The organism is Actinospica robiniae DSM 44927, assembly GCF_000504285.1.
GTDB lineage: Bacteria > Actinomycetota > Actinomycetes > Streptomycetales > Catenulisporaceae > Actinospica > Actinospica robiniae.
In genome coordinates this window covers 1,643,560-1,666,385 of record NZ_KI632511.1, presented here as the reverse complement: position 1 = coordinate 1,666,385, position 22,826 = coordinate 1,643,560, and the positions used below count along the sequence as shown (strand labels likewise).

Genomic DNA, 22,826 nt, shown 5'->3' with positions numbered 1-22,826 from the left:
AACAACGGCGTCAGCCGAGGGCTGCTCAACTCCGCGGTCATGGAGGCTGCCGATCTACATCCTGACCGGGTTCATGAAGCGCATCCCGCTCGCACTGGAGGAGCAGGCCCGCGTGGACGGCGCCGGCGATCTGCGCATCTTCCTGAGGATCGTGCTGCCCCTGTGCAAGCCCGCGCTCGGCACGTGTGCGGTCTTCGGCTTCCTGATGATCTGGGACCAGTACCTGCTGCCGCTCCTCGTCATCCAGACGCCGTCGATGAACCCCCTGACGGTCGTGGTGACCTCGCTGCAGTCCTCCCAGGAACTCGGCGACGGCGTGCGGCTGGCCGCCGCGGCCATCCTGATGGTGCCGAGCGTGCTGCTCTAACAGGTCATACAGCGTCTGTTCGAGCGCGGCATGCTCAGCGGGTCGGTCAAGGGGTGAGGAGGGACGCCCGGTTCCGGAACCGAGCCAGTCCATTGACATCGGTTCTCCGCCGCCGCGATACTCCCCAGCACTGCCCACGAAGCTGTACCGATGGTTCTGACCAGCAATGGAGCTCTCGCCATGTTCCTTCCCGCCGCTGACCGCAGCCGATACCGCACCCGGCGCCGCGCGCCCGTCCACGTAGTGGTGCTCGCGCTGCTCGCGGGTCTGCTCACCTTTGGATTCCAGCAGATCGCCGTGGCCGACACGGCCTCTGACACGAACATAGCCCTTGGCGCCGAGGCGACCGCGTCCTCGGCACAGGGTTCCGACACCCCGGCCTCCGCGGCGGTCGATGGCGATGCCACGACCCGCTGGTCTTCCGCGTGGAGCGATCCGCAGTGGTTGCAGGTCGACCTCGGTGCGAACGCGGCGATCTCCGGTTTCTCCATCCAGTGGGAAGCCGCCTTCGCCACCGCGTACCACGTCGAGGTCTCTAGCGACGCGACGACGTGGACGCAGGTCTACTCGACCACCTCGGGCGCCGGCGGAACCGAGTCCTTCTCGGCTCCATCCGGTACCACCGGCCGCTACGTGCGGCTGACCGGCACCGCACGCACGACCATCTCGGGCGCGCAGTACGGATATTCGATCTATGAGTTCCAGGTGCTCGGGCACTTCACCCAGGAGGGCGTGAGCGCGGGCGTCGACGCCGCCAGCCTGCAGCAGGGCTCGTCCATCGACCTTCCGGTGAAGCTGAACACGGCTTCCACCGCTCCAGTCACGGTCGACTACGCGACCACGGACGGCAGTGCGGTCGCGGGCACCGACTACGCCGCCGCGGCTGGAACGTTGACCTTCGCGCCCGGACAGACCTCGCAGACGATCCACCTCACGGCACTGCCCGACCCGCTGAACGGGCCGACCAAGACGTTCAGCGTGACGCTGGCGAACGCGAGCCCGTCCGGGACCTCAGTCGGCCCGCGGGCTACCACGACTGTCAGCATCCTGAACGAGAACCCGGTGCCGACCGACGGCGCGGTGCAGAGCATCGACGGCTTCGACGGCACCATCCCGTTCAGCAGCGGCAATCCCGGCCTGTTCACCTTCGGCTCGGACACCGCTTCGAACCCGGCGCTGACGCAGGTCGCGGCTCCGGACGTGCCCGGCGCGGCGAGCGGCAACCAGGCGTTGCAGGTCGCGTACAAGATCTCCGGGTGGGGCGGGTTCTCCCGTGACTTCGCCACCGCGCAGGACTGGAGCGCGTACGACGGGTTCAGCTTCTGGGTGAAGGGAACCGGCTCGGGCCAGAAGATCGAGTTCGAGGTGAAGATGGGCGGAGCGGACGGCGAGCACGCCGAGCTGTGGCAGTCCTTCTTCACCGACGACGTCAACGGCTGGAAGAAGGTGCAGGTCGGCTTCGCGAACCTGAAGAAGCGGGCGGACTACCAGCCGGCCGGCGCGCCGAACGACGCGCAGATCTCGCTGACCAGCATGTGGGGCTACGCCGTCAATCTGCCTGGCAGCTCGAGCAACACGCTGGTGTTCGACGACGTGCAGATCTACCAGTCGCTGCAGATCCTGCAGGGCTTCGAAGGGTCGAACCCGATCACCGACACCGACGGCGCGCTGGCGAACACCGGGGTGTTCTCGTGGGGCGGCAACACGGAGAGCACCCCGACGCTGAGTATCGCCCAGTTGGACCGGCCCGGCGTGACGGACAACCACGCGTTGCGCGGCACCTGGGCCGACGACAGCAGCTACGGCGGCATCAGCTACGACCTGGCCACGACCGCGCCCGAGGACTGGAGCGCGTACGCCGGCATCGAGTTCTGGTTCTACGGCCACAACCCGAGCAACGACGCGGTGCCCGGCTCCGGGCCCACGTACGAGTTCGAGGTGAAGATGGGTGGCGCTGATGGCGAGCACTCGGAGCTGTGGCAGACCTTCTTCACCGACGACTGGCAGGGCTGGCACCTGATCCAGGTCCCGTTCGCCTCGCTCAAGCACCGCAGCGACTTCCAGCCCTCCGGTGCGCCCACCAACACCTCCATCGATCTCACCGCGATGCGCGGCTTCGCGCTCACCGAGCCCGCCGGCACGACCGCGGGTGAGTTCGACGTCGACCAGTTCGCGATCTACGGAATCAACACGGGAACCATCAACGCGCACGTGAGCACCGCGCAGGCGGTCTACGCGGTCAACCCGGGCGGTACGGCCACGGTCGGGGTCACGCTGAGCACGGACGGCGGCAAGGCGCTGGACCACGATGTGACCGTCGGCTACGCGCTTGGCGGCGGCACCGCGACGGCGGGCACCGACTACACCGACACCAGCGGAACCCTGACCTTCCCCGCCGGATCCGCCTCGGGCAGCACGCAGTCCTTCACCGTGCAGACGCTGCCGAACACGACCGCGTCCACTGCGAAGACGATCCCGCTCCAACTCGCGCCGACCGGCGCGGACGTGAGCGCCGACAACCCGGTCGTGGTGATCAACGCGCACGGCCTGCCGTACCTCGACTCGTCCCTGCCGGTCGCCACGAGGGTGGCGGACCTGCTCTCGCGGATGACGCTGGAGGAGAAGATCGGCCAGATGACCCAGGCGGAGCGCGGCGACCTCACGCACCAGTCGGACATCACCGGCGACGCGCTCGGCTCTCTGCTCAGCGGCGGCGGCTCGACCCCGACGCCGAACACGCCGCAGGGATGGGCCGACATGATCGACTCCTTCCAGGCGCGGGCGCAGGCCACCCCGCTGCAGATCCCCCTGATCTACGGCGAGGACTCCGTACACGGAGACAACAACCTGGTCGGCGCGACGGTCTTCCCGCAGAATATCGCCCTGGGCGCGACGCGCGACCCGGCGCTGGTCAAGCAGGACGGCCAGATCACCGCGACCGAGACCCGGGCCACCGGCGTCACCTGGGCGTTCTCGCCCTGCGTGTGCGTGGCGCGGGACGAGCGCTGGGGTCGCACCTACGAGTCCTTCGGTGAGGACCCGGCGCTGGTCACCCAGATGGAGACCATCATCGACGGGCTCCAGGGCGACGGCGCGCTCAGCAAGGACACCAGCGTGTTGGCCACCGCCAAGCACTTCGTCGGCGACGGCGGTACCACGTACGGCTCCTCCACCTCGGGCTCGTACAAACTCGACCAGGGTGTCACCACGGTGACGCCGGCCCAGTTGCAGGCGCTGTACCTGGCGCCGTTCCAGGCGGCGGTGCAGCAGCACGACATCGGTTCGGTCATGCCGTCGTACTCGAGCCTGCAGATCATCGGCCAGGACGCCGCACCGATCAAGATGCACGCCCGCGCCGACATGATCACCGGGGTGCTCAAGCAGCAGTACGGTTTCACCGGCATCGTCATCAGCGACTGGCAGGCCATCAACCAGCTCGGCCCGGACTACGAGACCGACATCGAGACCTCGATCAACGCAGGCCTCGACATGATCATGGTCCCCGATCAGTACGTCAACTTCGAGAACGATCTCAAGGACCTGGTGAACAAGGGCCTCGTCAGCGAGTCGCGGATCGACGACGCGGTTACCCGGATCCTGACCCAGAAGTTCCGGCTCGGCCTTTTCGAGCAGCCGTACGCGGACCGGACCAACGCCTCGACGATCGGCGACGCGGCGCACCGGGCCGTGGCGCGGCAGGCGGCGGCCGAGTCGCAGGTGCTGCTGAAGAACGCGGTCTCGACCGCGACCGGCACCGCGGCGCTCCCGCTGTCGGCGACCGCGAACATCTACGTGGCCGGCAGCAACGCGAACGACCTGGGCAACCAGCTCGGCGGCTGGAGCGTGACGTGGCAGGGCGGTTCGGGCAACAACACCGACGTCGGCACCACGATCCTGCAAGGCATGCAGGCGGACGCTCCGAACGCGCACATCACCTACTCCGCGGACGCCTCGGCTCCGATGACGGGCTCTGATGTGGGCGTCGTCGTGGTCGGCGAAACCCCGTACGCGGAAGGCGTGGGCGATGTCGGCAACGGCAGCCGCACCGTCGATCTGTCGGCGGGGGACAAGGCGGCGGTGGACAAGGTCTGCGCCGCGATGCGGTGCGTCGTGCTGATCGTGTCGGGCCGGCCGATGAACATCGCGCCGATCCAGTCCGAGGCGAACGCGATCGTGGAGTCCTGGCTGCCGGGCAGCGAGGGCGAGGGAGTGGCGGACACACTGTTCGGCAAGTCGCCGTTCACCGGCCGCCTGCCGGACACGTGGGCCAAGCAGATCGACGCGACGACCACTCCGGTCGATGTCGGCATCCCGGCCACGACCGGCGCCTACGACCCGCTCTACCCGTACGGCTGGGGTCTGCGCACCGACTCGGAGCGGACCCGGATCACCACCGTGCGCGATGCGCTGGCCAAGCAGAAGGATCAGACCTCGAAGGTCGCCGCGACCTTGCTGACCGCGCTGCTGAACGGCAAGGGCAACTGGAACGCCGACGGCTCGCTGGCCCACACGGGTGCCGCGCTGGCGCTCATAGCCGCGGCGAGCCCCGCGGTCCAGGGCACTTCCCCAGCCGCCGAGGCCAACGCGAATCTGCTGGTGTCGGTCGTGCGCGACATCGCACAGAACGCGATCGTCGCGGGCGGCGCGACGGCGATGACCCGCACCGCCGCGACAACGGCCGACGCCGAACACGCCCTGATGAGCGGCGACGCGACGACCGCGATCGCAAAGCTGACCAAGGCATACCTCACGGCCGCTCTGTAGCGACCGGCAAGGAGGAGCGGCTGGTCGCGGCCCACGGGTTCAACCCGTGGGCCGCGATCTCGTTCACCGTCACGCGCTCGGCGCGGCCTGCCTGGCGTCCCGGCTGACGCTCTCGATCTATGGCGGTATCGCAGAATCCTTCGACGCCATGACCCGGCGGAACGGAGCGTTCAAGAACTTCATGCGGCAGCGCCAGCCCGGACAGCACCGTAACCAGTAGCCGATAGGTCAGGGACACGAGCACGACGGCCGATCGTGTCGCCGCTGAATCCGCAGGTCAAGCCGGTGGCCGACATTCGACCGGTACAGGCACATCGACGTGCCCAAGGAAGGATTTTCGTGCTTTGCATTCGCCGGCCGGCCGTGGGAGGGGGACGCCCTACCGCGGCCGGGCCGCGCGTCGACGGGCTACCGCTTTCGAGTCTTCTCGGCACTCCGAACGGTGAGGATAGCGAGGCCTGCCCCGAGGATGGCTAGTCCGACCCACGAGACCGCTGGGAGGCGTTCGCTGAGGACGGTGACGCCGAGAACCGCGGCGACGGCGGGTTCGGCGAGGGTGAGCGTCGTGGCGGTGGCAGCCGTGGTGTGGCGTAGGCCGTGACCGAAGAGACGGTACGCCACGTAGACGGTGAATACGGCCAGATGCAGCGTGACCAGCGATCCGCGGACGGTGGCCAGCCAGCGCGGGTCAGAGCCGAGTACGAGCGGTGCGACGAGTAGCGCGGCGGCGCCGAACATGACGCCGAAGACGCTTGCCGAGGCGTGGCTCCGGCCGACGAGTCTGGCACCGATGAACGAGTAGGCGGCGTAGGACAATCCGGCGCATGCGGCCATTGCGATGCCGGCCGCGTCCACAGATGTGCCGTGGCCGTGGCCGTGGCCGTGGCCGTGCCCTGGGCCCAGCGCCAGCAGCACGCAGCCGACTGCCGCGGCAGTGGTCGCGGCGGCCCAGCGCCCGTTCGGTCGGGACTTGTCGATGATCCAGGCCAGGAGGCCGGTGAAGACGGGCGCGCTGCCCAGTGCGATTACCGTGGCGACGGCCACTCCGATGCGGTGAACCGCAGGGTAGAAGCTGACGGGGTATCCGGCGACGGCGATGGCGCCCATGGCCAGCAGGCCCCGCTCGGCGCGGGTGCAGGCGGCGGGCAGGGGGCGGGCGCCGGGCGAGGTGAGGAACAGCAGTAGGCCGCCGAGGACGAGTCCGGCACAGCCGATCGCCGCGGGTGGCGCGGCAGAGGGGGCCAGGGAGCTGGTGGTGCCCGTCGTTCCCCACAGTACCGCCGCGATGAGGATCGGTGCCGGGCCGGCGAACGCGGAGTTCAGGCCGGCGCGTGCACGAGCGGCAGCCGGGATGGTCGTGACCGGGTCATGAGGTATCAGGGATGTGTCATTCGGCATGGTCGTGTTCTTCCGTTGTCGAAAGCGTCAGGGACGGGTTCGTCGAAACGGGCGCACGACATCACATACGGCCACTCGGGGAGTCGGTCGGTGTCGGAGGGTCGAGTCGTCGGTGTCTGCGCCCGATCAGGCGCAGAGCGGCGGCAGAACGACATGCCAGTACGTGTTCACGGGGCGATCGTACGCGGCGAGCGCCGGTGCGGGCCAGCCTGTGATTGCGAACGCATCAAGATATTGAAAAGAAGGATGTTCGGACGGGCGAAGCCGGACCTTCTCAGAAAGCGAGTGCTGGCCCGCGCGTGAAAATCGGCGAGCACGGATCACGGAACCCGCGCCAGAGCCAGGCCTCGTGGTCGTGGTGGCATACTTGTCAGCCAAGTCGGCGAATCGGGTCCATCGCACGTGCTCGTCGAGGATAGGCGATGATGCCGGCTACCTCCTGCTCAGCACCGCAAGCAGAACACCATGCCCTGATGTCGTTCTCGGACCAGACGAGCCGCGAGCAGTCTCGCGTGTTCTGCACGGATCGGTGAGGCGATGCGGGCAACGGGTCCTAGGCGCTGGGAGTGTAGTACTCGTGCGGGATGCCGCGGTTCCAGGCAGCCTCGAAGCATTCGGTCGCCAGCTTCGCGATGTCCGGCTCGATGCGCAGCTCGTGTCGCACCACGTCGCCGTTACCGGAGAAGTGCCCGAACAGGACTGACGTGGAGTCGAAGACCCAAAAGTCCACCGGTACTACGAGCAGGTCGACACAAGCTGAGCGGGGAAGCCAGCGGACCAGCTCGCCCGCGGCGACGTTCGCGGATGTGATGGAGTGCTCCCAGCGGATGTAGTCGGTCAACGGCTCGGAGACGATCCTCAGCCTCCTGACTTCCACTCCCCGCGCGGTCGCTTCGCGAATCGCGGCACTCCACTCGCTCCAGAAGGTGCTCTCGGGGTCAACGTCGGGGACGCCCCCGGCGATGAAGTCGTCGTATGACGCGCGGTAGAGGTTGCTGTCGAGAACCCACGTGTCGCGTTGCTCGAGGTGGTAGGCGGTCAGCCGCGTGGTCTCGAGACGGTCGAAGAACGGGTCGGTCACCCCAGCGCCGCCTTCAGCGCGGGGATGGTCGAGGCCGGGAGGCGCACGATGGCTTCGTGGCCGGGGATTCGCGCGATGCTGGGGTGACGCCCAGGGACGGAGCCCGCGACCTCTGCCTCCGTGTGGTCCTCTTCGGGTGCCTTGGAGTTCTGCACGATCAGGTCGCCATTCGTCTCGTCGCGCCAGACGGGCGGTGAGTTGGTGTTCGGGGTCTCAGGGATCCGGGTCATGATGCCCTTCGTGCTGGGGGTGAATGTCCTGTTGCTACGAGCTTGCAGGGGGATCGTGCTAAAGGGAAGCAGGCGTTTGCGGACTTCCACGTCCATCCCCGACATGTGCGAGATCCCACGCGGCCATCCTCGGAACGCGGGGCCGCGAAGCTAAGCGACCTGTACCCGCCCTCGCGGCGAGAGGCAGACGTACGCGCGGCCGAGCGCGGGCTGGTTCGTTGAGGGTCAGCTGAGGAGTATGCGGTGGCGGAGAAGCTTGACTCCGTCGTCACCACACTGACGTTACCTCCGGAAGTGCGACAGCGCCCCGGGAAGCAGGAGACGCTGCGCGGCGCCTTGCCCGGCTCAGCGAGCCGGCGCTGTTCGCTGCGACAGCTGGCTGACTGCCCACATTCGAGGTGGGGGTCTTGGGGCGGGTCGGTTGGGCAATGGTGCGCAGGGCTTCGATCCGGCGCCGGGTGAGTTCGTGGGAGTGGTTGAGGAAGTCCACGACGCCCCTGTCATCAATCCCAGGAGATCTTCATGACTGCGACCTCCTGACCGGCCTCGGGTCAATGCCGCTCACGGTAGATTGATCATGCGGTGAGTTCGAGGTTTCCCGTGCTGATCCGTCCCGGATGCAGCACTTGGCGTGCCGGCGGGAGGTTGGCGATGCGTAGGGTCGGCGGCCCGGCGTGGCGTACCCCGACATCAGTGGCCTTCTTCACGGCGTACTGGTTGTGACGTGCCCGTTTGACCACGCGCGGGTAGGAACGGTGGCGCCGCTCGCGATGCAGCTCGCGCGGTGCGGTGATCTCCGTGTTGAACCGCTCGAGCAGGGCCGCCAGGCCCTCAGGGGGAAAAGGCCGCCGGATCATCGATCCGGCGGCGGATGATGCGGACCGCGTTGGTGAACTTCACCCGGTCCGGGTCGATGTCCGCCTCGGTCGCGGCCCGACAGATCAGGGAGTTGATCGCATAGTGGGTGAGCAGGTAGCCGTAGAGCTCCTGGATCACCATGTCAGGGCTCTGGGACCGCATGACCTTCCCCGGTCCCCGTAGAACCGTCTTGGCCTGCGCGTTCGCCTGCTCGTGCTCCCACCGCTCGTGATATCCCGCCGCCAGCAGCGCGGCCGGGGCACTGCGCGCATCCAGCAGCGTCGTCAGCAGGCAAAACAGCTCCCGCTCCCCAGCGGTGCCCCGGTCCGCCACCTCGTACTCCACCACCCGAACCAGCCGCGCGCGATCCTCGAACTCCTCCAGATCCGCCCCCGCCCGAGCCGCCGCCAGGACCTGCTCACGGACCTTCGCCGAGGTACGCGACGCGAACACCACCGAGGTGTACGAGCCGTCCCCGAGCTTGGCGACCAGCGGCAGCGCAATCGTGTCACCCAGGCGCCACAGCAGCTCAGCACCCGTCTGCGACGCCTGACACCAGTCGGCGAACGAGTAGAAGTTGCGATCGGCCAACAACAGCATGTCCTGGTCGAGGAACCGGTAGAGCCGACGCGCCGCGGACTGCTCCCCGCTGCCCTTGCCGCCGCACGGCCCCGCGTCCGCGCCGATCGGAGCCCGCGAGCCGCACTCGACCAACGTCACCACCCGCATCTTCGGGAACGCCGACCGGTTGCCGCCCGAACCGGCGTACCCGAAGTACCCCGCGTTCGCCGCACTGTCCGGCACATCCCACTCGAACCCGTCGATCGAGACCATCCGCCTGCCCGCCAGCCACGCCCCCCGCGTCAGCATCCCCGCCACCGGCTGCGCAACCTGCTCGAACACCTCCCGGACCACGTCAGAACCCAGACGCTTGCGCGCCTGGGTGATCCCGCCCGACCCGGGACACTCCCACCCGGCGTCCCAACGCCCCCAATCCTTCAGGACCTCGGTCAACCGGGTCAGGACCTCCTGATAGTCCTCGTCCGCGAACAACGCCATCGCCATCGCGAAATACACCATGACATGCGCCGGAAGCTTCGCATCCGCCCGCTTCGCACCCCTGCCGAACTCCGCCACCGCGTCATCGATCACCACACGCGGCACCGCCGCCGCCAACAACCCGACCGACACATGATCCGTCAAACGGCCCGACAGGCCCTCCACAGCACTATGCGACACCCCCCGACCGTAACGCCCCACCAATCACCGCACGAACACACAGGTCACAAGCATGATCCCACTACGCTGAGCGGCATTGGGCCTCGGGTGGTGCGGACCCAAACGCCCAGCCCGCCCCGGCCACTTCAAACCCAGTGAAACGCCGAACAGAAAGTAGCAATCCCATGACCGGCCAGGACATCTTAATCATCGAGACTATTGCTCCTCGACGACATCGCCGAATTACCTGACCCCGGTTCAGCATCGTCGGCGCCTGGTGTGAAACGGCAACATCGCAGACCTCAAACACATACGCCGGTCGCTCATCGCTGGTCGTGCAGAGGTGGGAGAAGGTGGCGGGCGCGGGGTGGTTCGGCAGCGAGGGCGGCGGCTCTGCGGTAGAGGTCGGCATCGTAGCCGGTGGTGCGTTCGTGGTGCTGTCTTTGGTGCTCGCCCCAGCTGGGCACTTCGAACACTTCCAAGTATCGCTCGAGGTCGGCGACGTCGCGGTAGACGGCCCAGCGGGCGGCGCCGGTGCGGCGGCGGGAGGTGCCGAGGGCGTGGAGGGCTTCGAGGAGTTGCGCGGAGTTTTCGGGGGCGGCGCGGTAGGAGACTTCGACCAGGACGGGGCCGGCGGCGGGGTCGGGCTCCTCGTGGTGGCCGGCGACGGCGCCGATCTCCGGTTCCATCCATGGGCTGACGACGGTGCGCTCGAGGGTGCCGGTGAGTGCGCGGATCGGGACGACCGGGAGTAGCGCGACGCCGACGAGCAGGAGCGCGCTCGCGGCGAGCAGCGTGTCGACGGTTCCGATGGCGCCTGCGATCAGGCCCCACACCAGTGCGCCGACACCTTGACCGCCCATGAACACCATCAGGTAGACGGCCAGGCCGCGGGCGCGGACCCACGTGGGCAGTGCGAGTTGGAGCGTCGTGTTGAGGGTGGACAGGCTCACCAGCCAGCCGACTCCGGCCAGCAGCAAGAGCGCTGCGACCGCGCCCCAGTGGTGCAGCGTGGCGCAGGCCAGGCCGCCGACGGCGTAGGCGACGGTGGCGGCGCCGAGCAGGGTGTTGCGGCCGAGGTGCGCTCGCAGGGTTTTGATCAGCAGCGCACCGACGACCGCGCCGACGCCGAGGGCGCCGAGCAGCAGGCCATAGCCGCCGGAGCCGAGGCCGAGACGCTTGCTGGCTACGACGGGGAGCAGACCCCAGAGGGCTGATGCGGGCAGGACGAACAGTGCGGCGCGCACCAGGATCCGGCGGATGCCGGGTGCGTTGCGGACGTAGCGCACCCCGGCCCGCAGCGCGGGCGCCATCGGTTCGGCGGCGGCCGGTGCGTTGGCCTGCCGCTTCCAGGCGAGTACCGCGCCGACGACGGCGAGGTCGGAGATAGCGTCGATGCCGAAGACGACGGCCGGGCTGCTCACGGCGAGCACGAGGCCGGCCAGGGCAGGGCCGATGGCGCGTGCGACGTTCACGTTCAGGCTGCCGAGTGCCGCGGCGGCGGGTAGCTGCGCGCGAGGGACGAGTTCGGGTTGGATCGCCTGCCAGCCGGGGCTGGTCAGGGCTTGGCAGATGCCGAGTAGCAGGGTGATGGTGATCAGGGTGGCCGGTGTGACGAGGCTAGCCGCACTGAGCACCGCGAGCGCACCGCTGACCACAGCCATCGCAGACTTGTCCCACAGATGAGCTGGCCAAGGCGAACGACCGCGTCCCACGGACGAGTCCGTGGGACGCGGTCGACTCTCGCAGGATGCTGATCGGCGGTCAGGCGGCCTGGAGCAGTCCGCGGAGTCCGGCGGTGTCGATGAGGTGGGCTCGGGAGGGGAAGACCTTGTCCACCAGGACCCGGTCGACTTCGGGGTCGGGGTCGGCCACGCCGTCGGTGAGCACGAAGACGCGTCGCCTTCGGCCAGGCCTACGACCAAGGAGACGAGCACGACCATCGATCATGTCGATGGTGAGCCGACGTATCTGATCCGTCGGTGCCGGGAATGGGATCATGTTGGGGTGGTCGTCGGGAGTTTTGGAGGTACTACGGGCATCATCCACGAGCGCGTCGGCGCCCTCGCCTAGCCGAGGCTCGATCCCCAGCGAAACTGCGAGGGGTCGCTGCGCCGCTGCTGCGAATCGCGCGAGACAGCCTCCTGAGTGAAGACCTCGTACCTCCCGCGGCCGTTGCGCTTGGCTTGGTACATGGCCATGTCAGCGCGGCGCAACAGGTCCACCGGTTCGGGTAGATCCGGCAGGGTCATCGCGATCCCGACACTCGCGCCGACGTTCAGGCTCCGGCCGGCCACCCGTATCGGGTCACTCAGAGCCCTGATGATTCGGCTCGCCACGGTCGTCGCCGCCCGCGCGTCGGACAGGCTGGTCAGCAGCACGGTGAACTCGTCCCCGCCGAAGCGCCCGGCGATGTCGGAGGGGCGCAGCTGGGAGGTGATCCGCTGCGCGGCGATCGCCAGCAGTTCGTCGCCCGCGGCGTGCCCGAGCGTGTCGTTGACCGACTTGAACCCGTCCAGGTCGATGAACAGCAGCGCCGCCTCCTCGCCGCGGGCAAGCTGCTCGGCGACCTGGTCCATGAACAGGCCCCGCCCAGCCAGGCCGGTCAGCGTGTCGTGCACGGCCCGGTTCATCTTCTCGAAGGTGCGCGCGTCGGTGAGCGCGAGGCTGACGTTCTGCGCGAACGTCCGCAGCGTGTCGGCCTCCGGCTCCTGGTACCGGCGCTCCGGATCGTACGAGGCGACCAGCAGGCCGCCGGAGACCTCGCCGCTCTCGTGCACCGGCGCCGCCATCGAGGCGTGCAGCCGCCCACCGGTCAGCTCCCGGATCACCGGCGCGGCCCGCTCGTATCCGGAGAGCGTGACCACCTGGTTGCGGCGCATCGCCTCGCCCGCCGCGCCCGCATCGGCCAGCGGGACGCTCGGCAACCCGAGCACGTCCAGGCCCACCGCCGCGAGCAGCGTCGCCCGGTCCGGCGCGCCGTGATCCCTGATCCACAGCCCGACGATCTCGTCGCCCAGCAGGTCCTGGGCCGCCGCGGTGATCGTCTCGAGGATCTGCTGGAGCGGATCGCGCCGGGAGATCGCGCGCTGGATCACCGAAACCTGCAGCTGGAGCCGCTGCTGCTCGCGCAGCGAACGCAGCAGCCGGGCGTTCTCGGCGGCCTGCCGTTCCGATTCGCGCCGCATCCGGTGCTCGGCCTCGAGGGTGCGCAGCACGGTGAGCGTGAGCTCCATGAGCCGGCCCATGCCCCGCACCAGGTTGCGTTCCTCGACCGAGAACGGCTCGCTTCCCCAACGCGCGATGATCAGCCGGCCGGGGTGGGTTCCGGACCAGCGCGACACGATGGCCTGGCACTTCGCCAGCCCGGGCACCTCGATCCAGTCCCGCTCGCCGCGGGCGATCGCCAGCAGATCCTCGGTCTGCGTTCTTCCGGCCGGAAAGCCGACCGCCGCCACCACCTCGTCGTCCAGCACGACTGCGGCGACCTCCGCCTCCAGCGCCTGGGCGGCGCGCTCCGCCGCGGCCTGGACCGCGGAGGGCTCGTCGGTGAAGGAGGTCACCACGGCCAGGAGCTCCAGCAACTGCTGGGTCTCCGGTGACGCTGCGGGACCGGTCATCGCTCAGCCCAGCGCCAGGACGGCGAGGGTCTGGTTGTGGAAGCCGTCGATCCCGCGCACGCGGGCTATCTCGCCGTAGGTGTAGAAGCCGGCGAACGGGGCTTCGCCCGCCCACTGCTCCAGCCGCTCGCCCTCGCGCCTGATCCCGTCGTCGCCGAGTACCGCGCGCAGCGCCGCGCAGCTGAAGGTCAGCATGCCCACCAGCGGCTGGCCGTCCAGGCCCTCGGTCGCCTCGCGGCAGGCGGCGTCCGTGGCCGCCAGGATGGACGCCTCGTCCCCCTCCATTGCCCAGGTCAGCCCGCCGTGGTCGATCGCGCTTCCGCCGCCGATGGAGCGGCCCTCGAGGTCGATCTCGGTGCTCAGGTTCCGTGCCTCGACCCCGTGGCGGCGCTGGACCCCGAGCGGCCTGCTCATCGCGAAGGCCATGAACGCGTCCGCGTCGGTGTACGCCTCGACCGGGGCGCGGAGCTGGTCGAGGTAGTTGTCCAGGGCGGGGGCGTCGTCCAAGGTGTAGACCCGCCCGTTGCCGCTGCGGGTCACGATCATCGGCTCGCCCACCTTCCGCCAGCCGTGGTGCACCGCGACCGACAGCGGCCCCTCCGACGCGATCGTCACCGCGATCACAGAGTCGGTCAGGACGCGCTCGCCCGCGATCAGGTAGCCGCCGGTCATCCGCCAGCCGTCCCCGCACGCACCGCCGAACAGCGGCACGGCGGCCCCCACGACGCTGTATACGCCGCGCAGGATCGCCTCCTGGTCACGGATCATCGCGTCGGTCAGCAGCAGCTGAACCCGGTACGGCAGCGGCGCGACCTGGTCCCCGCAGCAGGCCACCTCGGCCCCGGCCTCACGCTGGCGCCCCGCGACCTGCTCGGCCACCGCCACCGAGACGCTGAAGCCCGGCCCGCCGAGCGCCGCGACCGTGACCGTGCCGTCCGTGGGCCCGCCGGGCCCGAGCTCGCCGTGCGTGGTACAGCCGACCACCGGCACGCCGGGAGCGGCCTCGCGCAGCCCGCCAACGACGCCGGCCGGGTCGTAGGTGATCGCGGAGAACACCACCAGCAGCTTGGGGTCATCTCCCTGAACGGCCTGATGCGCGGCCTGCTTCGCCGCTGACCGCGCGTCCGCGTCGTCCGCTCGGCCGACACCCATCCAGCGTCGGCGCTCTCCGGTCTCGATGGCACCCATGTTCCACCTCCTCGACCTGCGGCGTCCGCGACGGGTGGCAGCTGTCGGCTCGAGAATGTGACGTAGCCACTTCCATTTTAGCCTCTACCCGTCGAAATCCACCACGCGACCTACGCCGGCCCGATCGCCGACGACGCTTCCCGTGGGCTTGCCCGGGGCACAGTGAGAATACAGCACTCTGTCATCAGTGTGTTCGATGAATGAACGACCATCGCCTCGCTGTGCGCCCGTGAGCCGCGTGGCCGCGCGGCGGGTACTCCCGTCGCCGGACACGATGGTGTGATGGTCTGCCACACGCCGCGCTCAGCGCAATCGGCTGCGTCAGGCTATTGAACCAGGACGCTGTACTCGTCCCTACAGAGACCTGACACGCTGACTCGGAGGACCACCCGTGGACGTCACCGTCACCGACCTGATGCGCCGTAACCTCCTCGAGGTCTTCAACGAGCCGGACCCGGACCGGCGCAGCGCTGCGATCGCGCAGACCTACGTCGAGGACGTCGTGTGGCACGAGCCCGACCGCGTCCTCCACGGCCGCGGGGCGCTCGCCGAACGGGCGACCGAGTTGCGCGCGCAGGCCCCGGACTTCGTCTTCCGCCCGGACGGCCCCGTCTCGGTTAACGACGACCTCGGCCACCTCGGCTTCCGGTTCGGCCCCGCGGGCCAACCGCCGGTTGCGACCGGGATGGACATCGCCCGCTGCAAGGAGGGCCGCATCGTCGAGCTCTACACGTTCGTCAACGAGCATGCGTCCTGAATTGACCGTCGGCTGCGTGCTCGAGCTCGTGGACGAATCTGCCGCCGAGGATGGTGTGGGTGGGGTTCAGGTCGCGCAGGTCGTCGTCCGCGCACTGAGCGGGGTCGCGGTCCCAGATGGTCAGGTCGGCGAGGCGGCCGGGGGTGAGCTGTCCGCGCAGGTCGCTTTCGCTGTTGAGGGCGGCTGCGGCGGTGGTGTGCAGGGTGAGCGCCTCGTCGTAGGTGATGGCGTGCTGCGGGCCCTGAACGCCTATGACGGTCTGACGCGTCGTCATGCCCCAGATGGAGCGCATCGCGCCGAACTGGCCTACGGGGAAGTCCGATCCGGCGCTGACCTGCGCTCCGCGGTCCAGCCAGCCGCGCGCGGGGAAGAGTTCGGCGACGCGCTCCGGTCCCCAGAACTCGCGTTCGACCTCGGCGGTGTCGTGGTGCAGCGGCTGCTGGATAGTCACGGGGATACCGAGGGCGACGGCGCGGTCCTGCTGTTCGGGTGAGGCCAGGCCAGCGTGTTCCATGACGAGGGTGCCCTGGGGCAGACCGGGGTTCTCGCGCAGGACGCGCTCGTAGACGTCGATGAGCACGCGCACCGCGCGGTCGCCGTATGCGTGGGTGCCCACGCGCCAGCCGCGGCGGACGACGGCGGTGACCGCCCTGGTCAGTTCGTCGGGGTCCCAGATGAGGGTGCCGGAGAAGGCGTGGTCGCAGGCGTAGGGCTCTTCGGTGGCGCCGGCTTCGAGGCCGCCGTCGAGTCCGAATTTCACGCCCCACACGTGCAGCCACGGGTCGGCGTCGTAGCGCCACCCCTCCATGACATCGAGCAGGTCCTCGACTTCCCGTGCGGAGGTGAGCCCGAAGGTTGCGATCAATGCGCGCACCCTTGTGTGGAGTGCGCTTGCCTTTCGGGCTTCGAGCAGGACGGCGTAGTCGTGGGGGAAGACGGCGCAGTCGCGTACGGTGCCGATGCCCGTGGCGGCGAACTGACGGCTCGCCAGGCGCAGGCCTTCGACCTGTTCTGCCCGGTCGGGCGCGGGGAGAAGACGCTCGACTAGGCGCTGGGCGTTGTCGATCAGGCGCCCGTTGAGCCGGCCGTCGGCGTCGCGGCCGATCACGCCGCCCGCCGGTACGGGGGTGTCCTCGGTAATGCCCGCCAGGCGCAGGGCGTAGGTGTTGACGACGTCGTTGTGGCCGCCGCGCTTGACCAGGACGGGGTGACGGTCGGTGGCCTGGTCGAGTTCGTCCGCGGTCGGCATGCGCCGCTCGGCGAGGTTGAGTTCCTGCCAGTTGGTCGTGGTGCGGATCCATTCGCCCTCGGGTGTGACGGCGGCGCGCTGCCCGATCAGGTCGAGAAACTGCGCGATGGTGCGGGCCTGGTGGACGGGGACGTCGTGCGCGCTGTGTCCGGCGAAGATCAGATGCGTGTGGGTGTCGTCGAATGCCGGCAGCACCGTGGATTCGGGCAGGTCGTGTACGGCGGTCCGCTCGGTGATCCACGCGTCGAGTCCGTGCGGATCAGGGGAGAGGGCGACGATGCGGTCGCCCCGCACCGCCAAGGCCCGCTGTGGGGGTTGGCCCGGCACCAGCGTGTGGATGTCCGCCGCCCGGATCAGCAGATCGGCACCATGATCAGACATCGTGTTCTCCTCCACTCGGCTCAGCTCGCGTTATGGCACCGTCATATGGCCTTGCACATGATTAACGCCATATACCGAGTGGGAATCGAAGAGAACACGACATCGCCTGGCCTTAGAGTGATGGATGTGCGCCAAGACCTGGATGAAACTGACCGCCGCATCGCGGCTCTCCTACTGGCCGCGCCGCGCGCCTCTTGGCGCGAGGTCGGGCGGCGTCTTGACCTGTCGGAGCGCACCGTCGTGCGCAGAGCCGCGCCCCTCTACGCAGACGGCACCCTGCGCGCCACCGTGGTCCGCAACCCGGCGCGATTCCCCGGCGTGATCCCGCTCGCGCTGCGGATCCGCGCCCGCCCGGACAAGGTCCGCAGCGTTGCGGGCGCACTCGCCCGACGCGACGACACCGTCTGGGTCGACATCCTCGGCGGGGGCGATGAGATCTCCGCAGTCTTCTTCCTGGAAAGCCCAGAGGCCCGCAACACTCTGCTTCTGCGCGACCTGCCCGCCACCGACGCAGTCCAGGCGTGGAGCGCGTACACGCTGCTGCGGGTCTACCCGACCGCGTTCCGTTGGACCGCCGGGCTACTTTCCGCCGAGGAGACGAGCGGCCTGCACTCCGCCGAGGCAACGATGGCTTCCGCGCCCGCACCGCTCGCGTTCGACCCTGCACTCATCGAAGCTCTAACCGAGGACGGACGGGCCAGCTACGCAGAGATCGCACACCGAGCCGGCACCACGCCGCTCACCGCCCGGCGGCGTCTCGAGGCGCTGCTGAGCGCCCAGGTCCTGCGGCTGGCGACCGAGGTGGACCTCGCGCTGCTCGGCATCCACGCCGAGGCCCTGCTCTGGATCAGTGTGCAGCCGGGAGCGCTCGAGCAGACCGCGTACGCGCTGACCGAGCACCCGGGCGTGCGGTTTGCCGCGGCCACCACCGGCCCCTCCAACCTGCTGGTCGCACTGGCGGCCGCCGATCTCGACGCGCTCTACGCGTTCCTGACCAGCACGCTCGGTCCGCTGAGCCAGATCACCGCAGTGGAGACGACGCCGCTACTCGCCACCGCGAAGCGCACCGGCTTGATCCGCCACGGCCGACCCCGTGTCTGAGACGTTTTCCAGGAACCTGGAGGCTCTGAAACCCCGTCCGACGTCCGGTTATGTGCGTCATCGGCGTTATTCCGCGGGAGATTTGGAGCTTCTCGGGCTCTGCACCCGCAGATTGCACGGCGCAGGAACATAAATCAATGCTCTTCTACCGCGGCGTCGGGGAGAGATCAGGTTCGGGTGAGGCCGGCTTCCCGAGGGCGGCTGGTTCCGGAACCTCAGGTTGCGAAGTTCCGGAACCAGACGACCGCGAAGGGCCGAAAGAACCGATGTTTGTCCATTCGATGCAGGAACTATCCGGCACAGGCTTGATCAAGTGCGTCCGTGCCGCCCGGCGATCCTGACGCTTTCTCGCATGTCAGCGCTGGATGACAGCGCTGCGCTGTAAGTCTGCAGGGCTGCGCTCGATCTTTGCGGAGATTTGGACCTTCTTTCACCTGACGCCTCTTCTTGACATCGGATGTATCGTGTCCCTGAGTTTAAGAGTCGCATCGGTTGCAACGATCTCCGGCAGCCCACTCCGGAAGCGACAGCAAGGCTTGAAACCTCCCGAAATGCCCACCACGTATCGGAGGACCTTACCTTGGATGCTCGACGCCCATTTCGCTTACTAGCACTCGGAAGTGCCCTGACTCTGACGGGCTCGCTCTTCACCGTGGTCTTCGGGTTATCCCAGCCGGCCGCTGCCGCGAGCCTGACCACGGCCTGGCAGAACGGTGCGTTCTCGGTGAACACCGGCGGCGTGGTCTCCCGTTCGGACATCGTGCTCGGCAGCCCGAACACGGCGAACAGCCAGTCGCTGCCGCTGGGCAACGGCTCGCTCGGTGTGGCCGCGTGGGCCGCCAACGGCTTCACCGCGCAGCTGAATCGCAGCGACACCATGCCGTACCGGCTCTCTCCCGGTCAGGTGAACATTCCCGGGCTGTCCGCGATGACCTCCGCCTCGAACTTCAGCGGCTACCTGGACCTCTACAACGGCGTGCTCGACGAGTCCGGCGGCGGTATGACGCTGCAGGCGTGGGTGCCGGCGGGCAAGGACGAGCTCGTCGTCAACGTCACCGGTGCGAACCCGAGCACGCAGGAGAGCGCGACGCTCAACCTGTGGAGCGGTCGGTCTCCGTCGACCGCCGCGTCAGGCGCGATCGCAAGCTTCGCGCAGACGTGGGTGGACAACTCGCAGGCCGGCTACTCCAACCAGACCTTCGGCGCGATGGCCGCGCTGACCGCGGGCGGCCAGAACGTCAGCGCGTCGGTGGTCAACGGCACCCAGGTTAAGGTCACCTTCAACCCGAACAGCGACGGCTCGTTCCGGGTCGTGGTCGCTTCGCCCCAGTGGACCGGCGGCAACGCGACCACGACGGCGCAGTCGCTGATCGGCGGCGACACCTCGTCGACGGCGGCCTCGCTGTTGTCCACCCAGTCCGCGTGGTGGAACGGCTTCTGGGCCAACAGCGGTCTGATCGAGGCGAACTCCTCGGACGGCACCGCGCAGTACTTGGAGAACCTTCGCACGCTCTATCTCTATGACGAGGCCGCCAGCATGAAGGCGGGCAATTTGCCCGGCAGCCAGGCGGGCGTGGCGAACATGTTCAACTGGAACGAGGACCAGCAGGACTGGTACCCGGCCGGCTACTGGATGTGGAACCTGCGCGGCCAGATCACCGCCAACGAGTCTTCGGGCAACTTCGCGCTCAACACCCCGATCTTCGACATGTACCTCAACGACCTGCCGACGACCGAATCGTGGACCAGCGCGCAGATGGGCGGAAAGCCGGGCGCGTGTGTGCCCGAGACCATGCGCTTCAACGGCAACGGCTACTACAACGGCGGATCCGTCGCCTCCGGCAGTTCCTGCGCTCTCGCCGCCAGTCCGAACTACAACGCGGAGAATGTCACCAGCGGCGCGGAACTGGCGTTGTACGTATGGCAGCAGTATCAGGACACCGGCAGCATCAGCTTCCTGCAGAAGTACTACCCGATCATCCAGCAGACCGCGACCTTCCTGTACAACTACCAGAGCCTCGGCTCCGACGGGTTCCTGCACGCGGTGGCCAACGCGCACGAGACGCAGTGGGCCGTCCAGGACCCGACCGACGACCTGGTGGCCGACCAGGCGCTGTTCAACATCGAGATCAACGCGGCGACTGCGCTCAACACGGACGCGAGCCTGGTCTCGCAGATGCGCACCGCGCTGACCGAGATCGAGCCGTATCCGCGCGTCAACCAGTCGAACCAGACGCAGTTGCTCAACAGCCAGCCGACCTCCGCGTCGGCGGCCGCGAGCGCGGATTCCGGCGGGGCGGACGTGATCGGCATGTCCTACCAGCCGAGCGCGGCCACCCACAACGGCGAGAACATCGGCTTGGAGACGGTCTGGCCCTACGGCCAGATCGGCGACAACACCGTGGTCAACGGCGACAACCTCACCGCCCTGGCGGATCGCACGTACACCAACCGGCCGAACAAGACCAATCCCGACTGGAACTTCGACGCGGTCCAGGCCGCCCGGCTCGACCTGGGCAGCGAGGTCGCTAACGATCTGACCACGGTGACCGAGAACTACCAGGCCTACATCAGTGGTCTGGCCAACCTCTTCAACGGCAGCGTCGGCACCAACTCGTACATCGAGCAGCAGTCCACTGTCGCCACCGCGATGGATGAGGCTCTCGCCACGCAGTACGACGGCACGCTGCGCTTCGCGCCGGCCTGGCCGTCCAACTGGGACGGGTCCGGCACCGTGTACGTCCAGGGCGGCACGAAGGTGGACGTCCAGGTCGAGAGCGGCACCCTGGCCACGGCCGCGATCCAGGCCGGCTCCAACAGCACGATCACGGTCAAGAACCCGTGGCCGGGTCAGCAGGCGCAGGTCGTCAACGGCTCGTCCGGCGCGGTGATCGTCTCGCCGACCACCGCGGCCACCTTCAGCCTCCCGATGACGGCCGGGACCTCGTACCTGGTCGAGCAGCCCTCGAACCCGACCACCTCGATGGCCTTCGCCCAGGTCACCGGCACGGCCGCGACCACGTACCGGACGCTCGGCGGCAAGGTGCAGATCGGCCTGCCGGGCAACAGCGTCTCGAGCAGCTACCCGAACCTGGCCGCATCCTTCAACGACGTCGCCATCACCGCCGACAACAACACCAACCCCGGCAACTACGACGGTGGCGGCGCGAGCTTCTCGGAGACCGCGCTCACCAACGCGGGTGCCGGCCCCGGCGCGACGGTCACCTCGTCCGGCGTCGCGTTCACGATGCCGAACGTGGCAGGCAGCACGAACGACAACACTGTCGCACAGGGGCAGAAGATCACCATGTCCGGCTCGGGCACGCTCGGGTTCCTGGTCTCGGCCAGCTACGGCCCCGCCACCGGCAGCGGCACCATCACCTACACCGACGGCAGCACCCAGAGTTACACGCTCAACGTCCCGGACTGGTGGTCCACCACGGCGCCATCCGGCGGCGCGGTCGCGGTCACGTCGGCCTATCAGAACCGCGCCAACAACACGACCTACGCCCAAACCGGTGACATCTTCTCGATCCCGATCACACTCACATCGGGCAAGCCGGTCGCCTCGGTGACCCTGCCGTCCGGCGGAGCGCTGACGTCGGGCACTGCGGCGATCCACGTCTTCGCGATGGCGACCACGGGCGCCGGCGCGGAGTCTCCGTATGGCGGTAGCGCGGCTGCGGTCCCGGGTTCGGTGCAGGCGGAGAACTACGACACCGGCGGGCAGGGCGTGGCGTACAACGTCACCTCGGTCAACGGCAACGGCACCGCGTACCGGGCCGACGGGGTGGATCTGGAGACGACGTCGGATACCGGTGGTGGTGACGACCTGGGCTGGACCGGGACCGGGCAGTGGTTCAAGTACGCCGTCAACGTCGCGACCGCCGGTACGTATCAAGTCAGCTTCCGGGTCGCGGCGCCGTCCGGGGTGACCGACGCGTTCCACCTGTCCAACTCCGCAGGGACGAACCTGAGCGGCAATGTGAACATCGCTTCGAGCGGAGGATGGCAGACCTGGGAGACCGTGACCGCGAACCTCACCCTCCCGGCCGGCCAGCAGACCCTGACCCTCAACGAGGACAACGGCGGCTGGAACATCAATGCCCTCACCTTCGCATCGTCGCAGGGCCCGTACGGTGGTACCGCCGCCGCGATCCCCGGCACGCTCCAGGCGGAGAACTACGACACCGGCGGGCAGGGCGTGGCGTACAACGTCACCTCGGTCAACGGAAACGGCACCGCCTACCGGCCCGACGGGGTGGACCTGGAGACCACCTCGGACACCGGTGGCGGTGACGACCTGGGCTGGACCGCGACCGGACAGTGGTTCAAATACACCGTCAACGTCGCCACCGCCGGGACACACACGATCAGCTTCCGCGTGGCGGCGCCGTCCGCGGTCACCGACGGCTTCCACCTGTCCAACGCCTCCGGCACCAACCTGAGCGGAAACGTCAACGTCGCCGCCACCGGAGGCTGGCAGACCTGGGAGACGGTGACCGCCACCGTCACGCTCCCCGCCGGCCAGCAGACCCTGACCCTCAACGAGGACAACGGCGGCTGGAACATCAACTTCATGACGGTCTCGTAAGCGGAGACGGAGAGGATTGC

At 68.5% G+C, this 22,826-nt stretch carries 16 protein-coding genes; 5 read left to right on the top strand and 11 right to left on the bottom strand.

What is annotated here, in order from left to right:
- Nucleotides 1-46 precede the first annotated feature (46 nt).
- Both ACTRO_RS07140 and ACTRO_RS07135 read left to right on the top strand, forming a co-directional pair.
- The gene (locus tag ACTRO_RS07140; RefSeq protein ID WP_342673753.1) at nt 47-367 is read left to right on the top strand and encodes an ABC transporter permease subunit; all 321 of its coding nucleotides are present in this window, start codon (nt 47-49) and stop codon (nt 365-367) included.
- A 180-nt stretch (nt 368-547) separates the two neighbouring features.
- The gene (locus ACTRO_RS07135) at nt 548-5,131 is read left to right on the top strand and encodes a glycoside hydrolase family 3 N-terminal domain-containing protein (RefSeq protein ID WP_051450445.1); all 4,584 of its coding nucleotides are present in this window, start codon (nt 548-550) and stop codon (nt 5,129-5,131) included.
- Here the strand turns inward: ACTRO_RS07135 and ACTRO_RS46950 are convergent.
- From ACTRO_RS46950 to ACTRO_RS07095, 10 genes are all read right to left on the bottom strand, one after another.
- Entirely contained in the window at nt 5,115-5,375 is a 261-nt protein-coding gene (locus tag ACTRO_RS46950; RefSeq protein ID WP_157435882.1) for a hypothetical protein, read from the bottom strand. The genes ACTRO_RS07135 and ACTRO_RS46950 overlap by 17 nt on opposite strands.
- Nucleotides 5,376-5,539: 164 nt before the next feature.
- Nucleotides 5,540-6,529 (bottom strand): DMT family transporter, encoded by a 990-nt coding sequence (locus tag ACTRO_RS07130; RefSeq protein WP_051450444.1) that lies wholly within the window; start codon nt 6,527-6,529, stop codon nt 5,540-5,542.
- 553 nt (nt 6,530-7,082) lie between these two features.
- Nucleotides 7,083-7,610 carry a DUF6879 family protein gene (locus tag ACTRO_RS07125; protein WP_034262128.1) on the bottom strand — a complete coding sequence of 176 codons (528 nt, stop codon included), beginning with the start codon at nt 7,608-7,610 and terminating at the stop codon, nt 7,083-7,085.
- Nucleotides 7,607-7,945 carry a hypothetical protein gene (locus tag ACTRO_RS07120; protein ID WP_157435880.1) on the bottom strand — a complete coding sequence of 113 codons (339 nt, stop codon included), beginning with the start codon at nt 7,943-7,945 and terminating at the stop codon, nt 7,607-7,609. Before ACTRO_RS07120 ends, ACTRO_RS07125 begins: the two co-directional genes overlap by 4 nt.
- 470 nt (nt 7,946-8,415) lie before the next feature.
- Nucleotides 8,416-8,697 carry a hypothetical protein gene (locus ACTRO_RS48750; RefSeq protein WP_051450305.1) on the bottom strand — a complete coding sequence of 94 codons (282 nt, stop codon included), beginning with the start codon at nt 8,695-8,697 and terminating at the stop codon, nt 8,416-8,418.
- Nucleotides 8,672-9,937, bottom strand: coding sequence for an IS4 family transposase (locus ACTRO_RS07110; RefSeq protein WP_034261336.1), 1,266 nt, complete (start codon nt 9,935-9,937; stop codon nt 8,672-8,674). Before ACTRO_RS07110 ends, ACTRO_RS48750 begins: the two co-directional genes overlap by 26 nt.
- Before the next feature lie 302 nt (nt 9,938-10,239).
- On the bottom strand, nt 10,240-11,580 hold the full coding sequence (locus ACTRO_RS07105) for an MFS transporter (protein WP_034262122.1): 1,341 nt from the start codon (nt 11,578-11,580) through the stop codon (nt 10,240-10,242).
- Between the two features lie 100 nt (nt 11,581-11,680).
- Entirely contained in the window at nt 11,681-11,806 is a 126-nt protein-coding gene (locus tag ACTRO_RS50260; protein WP_281177842.1) for a hypothetical protein, read from the bottom strand.
- Nucleotides 11,807-11,985: 179 nt separating this feature from the next.
- Complete coding sequence (locus tag ACTRO_RS07100) at nt 11,986-13,536, bottom strand: sensor domain-containing diguanylate cyclase (RefSeq protein ID WP_051450443.1); 1,551 nt, start codon at nt 13,534-13,536, stop codon at nt 11,986-11,988.
- Nucleotides 13,537-13,539: 3 nt separating this feature from the next.
- Nucleotides 13,540-14,724: an FIST signal transduction protein gene (locus tag ACTRO_RS07095; RefSeq protein ID WP_051450442.1), complete on the bottom strand. Its 1,185-nt coding sequence runs from the start codon at nt 14,722-14,724 to the stop codon at nt 13,540-13,542.
- Between the two features lie 391 nt (nt 14,725-15,115).
- On the opposite strand from ACTRO_RS07095, the gene ACTRO_RS07090 reads away from it, so the two are divergent.
- Nucleotides 15,116-15,481, top strand: coding sequence for a nuclear transport factor 2 family protein (locus ACTRO_RS07090; RefSeq protein ID WP_211244143.1), 366 nt, complete (start codon nt 15,116-15,118; stop codon nt 15,479-15,481).
- Here ACTRO_RS07090 and ACTRO_RS07085 read toward each other — a convergent pair.
- Nucleotides 15,462-17,111: an amidohydrolase gene (locus ACTRO_RS07085; RefSeq protein ID WP_051452312.1), complete on the bottom strand. Its 1,650-nt coding sequence runs from the start codon at nt 17,109-17,111 to the stop codon at nt 15,462-15,464. The two genes, ACTRO_RS07090 and ACTRO_RS07085, sit on opposite strands and share 20 nt — an antisense overlap.
- Nucleotides 17,112-17,231: 120 nt before the next feature.
- Between ACTRO_RS07085 and ACTRO_RS07080 the strand changes: the two genes are divergently transcribed.
- The gene (locus tag ACTRO_RS07080) at nt 17,232-18,212 is read left to right on the top strand and encodes an AsnC family transcriptional regulator (protein ID WP_342673723.1); all 981 of its coding nucleotides are present in this window, start codon (nt 17,232-17,234) and stop codon (nt 18,210-18,212) included.
- A gap of 652 nt (nt 18,213-18,864) precedes the next feature.
- Complete coding sequence (locus ACTRO_RS49520; protein ID WP_051450441.1) at nt 18,865-22,806, top strand: carbohydrate-binding protein; 3,942 nt, start codon at nt 18,865-18,867, stop codon at nt 22,804-22,806.
- Nucleotides 22,807-22,826: the final 20 nt, after the last annotated feature.

Bases quoted from the DNA above. Each gene is read 5' to 3' on its own strand.
- ACTRO_RS07135 (WP_051450445.1), top strand. From the start codon at position 548: ATGTTCCTTCCCGCCGCTGACCGCAGCCGATACCGCACCCGGCGCCGC.
- ACTRO_RS07120 (WP_157435880.1), bottom strand. From the start codon at position 7,945: ATGTCGGGGATGGACGTGGAAGTCCGCAAACGCCTGCTTCCCTTTAGC.
- ACTRO_RS07100 (WP_051450443.1), bottom strand. From the start codon at position 13,536: ATGACCGGTCCCGCAGCGTCACCGGAGACCCAGCAGTTGCTGGAGCTC.
- ACTRO_RS07095 (WP_051450442.1), bottom strand. From the start codon at position 14,724: ATGGGTGCCATCGAGACCGGAGAGCGCCGACGCTGGATGGGTGTCGGC.
- ACTRO_RS07130 (WP_051450444.1), bottom strand. From the start codon at position 6,529: ATGCCGAATGACACATCCCTGATACCTCATGACCCGGTCACGACCATC.
- ACTRO_RS07085 (WP_051452312.1), bottom strand. From the start codon at position 17,111: ATGTCTGATCATGGTGCCGATCTGCTGATCCGGGCGGCGGACATCCAC.
- ACTRO_RS48750 (WP_051450305.1), bottom strand. From the start codon at position 8,697: ATGATCCGGCGGCCTTTTCCCCCTGAGGGCCTGGCGGCCCTGCTCGAG.
- ACTRO_RS07080 (WP_342673723.1), top strand. From the start codon at position 17,232: ATGGATGTGCGCCAAGACCTGGATGAAACTGACCGCCGCATCGCGGCT.
- ACTRO_RS07105 (WP_034262122.1), bottom strand. From the start codon at position 11,580: ATGGCTGTGGTCAGCGGTGCGCTCGCGGTGCTCAGTGCGGCTAGCCTC.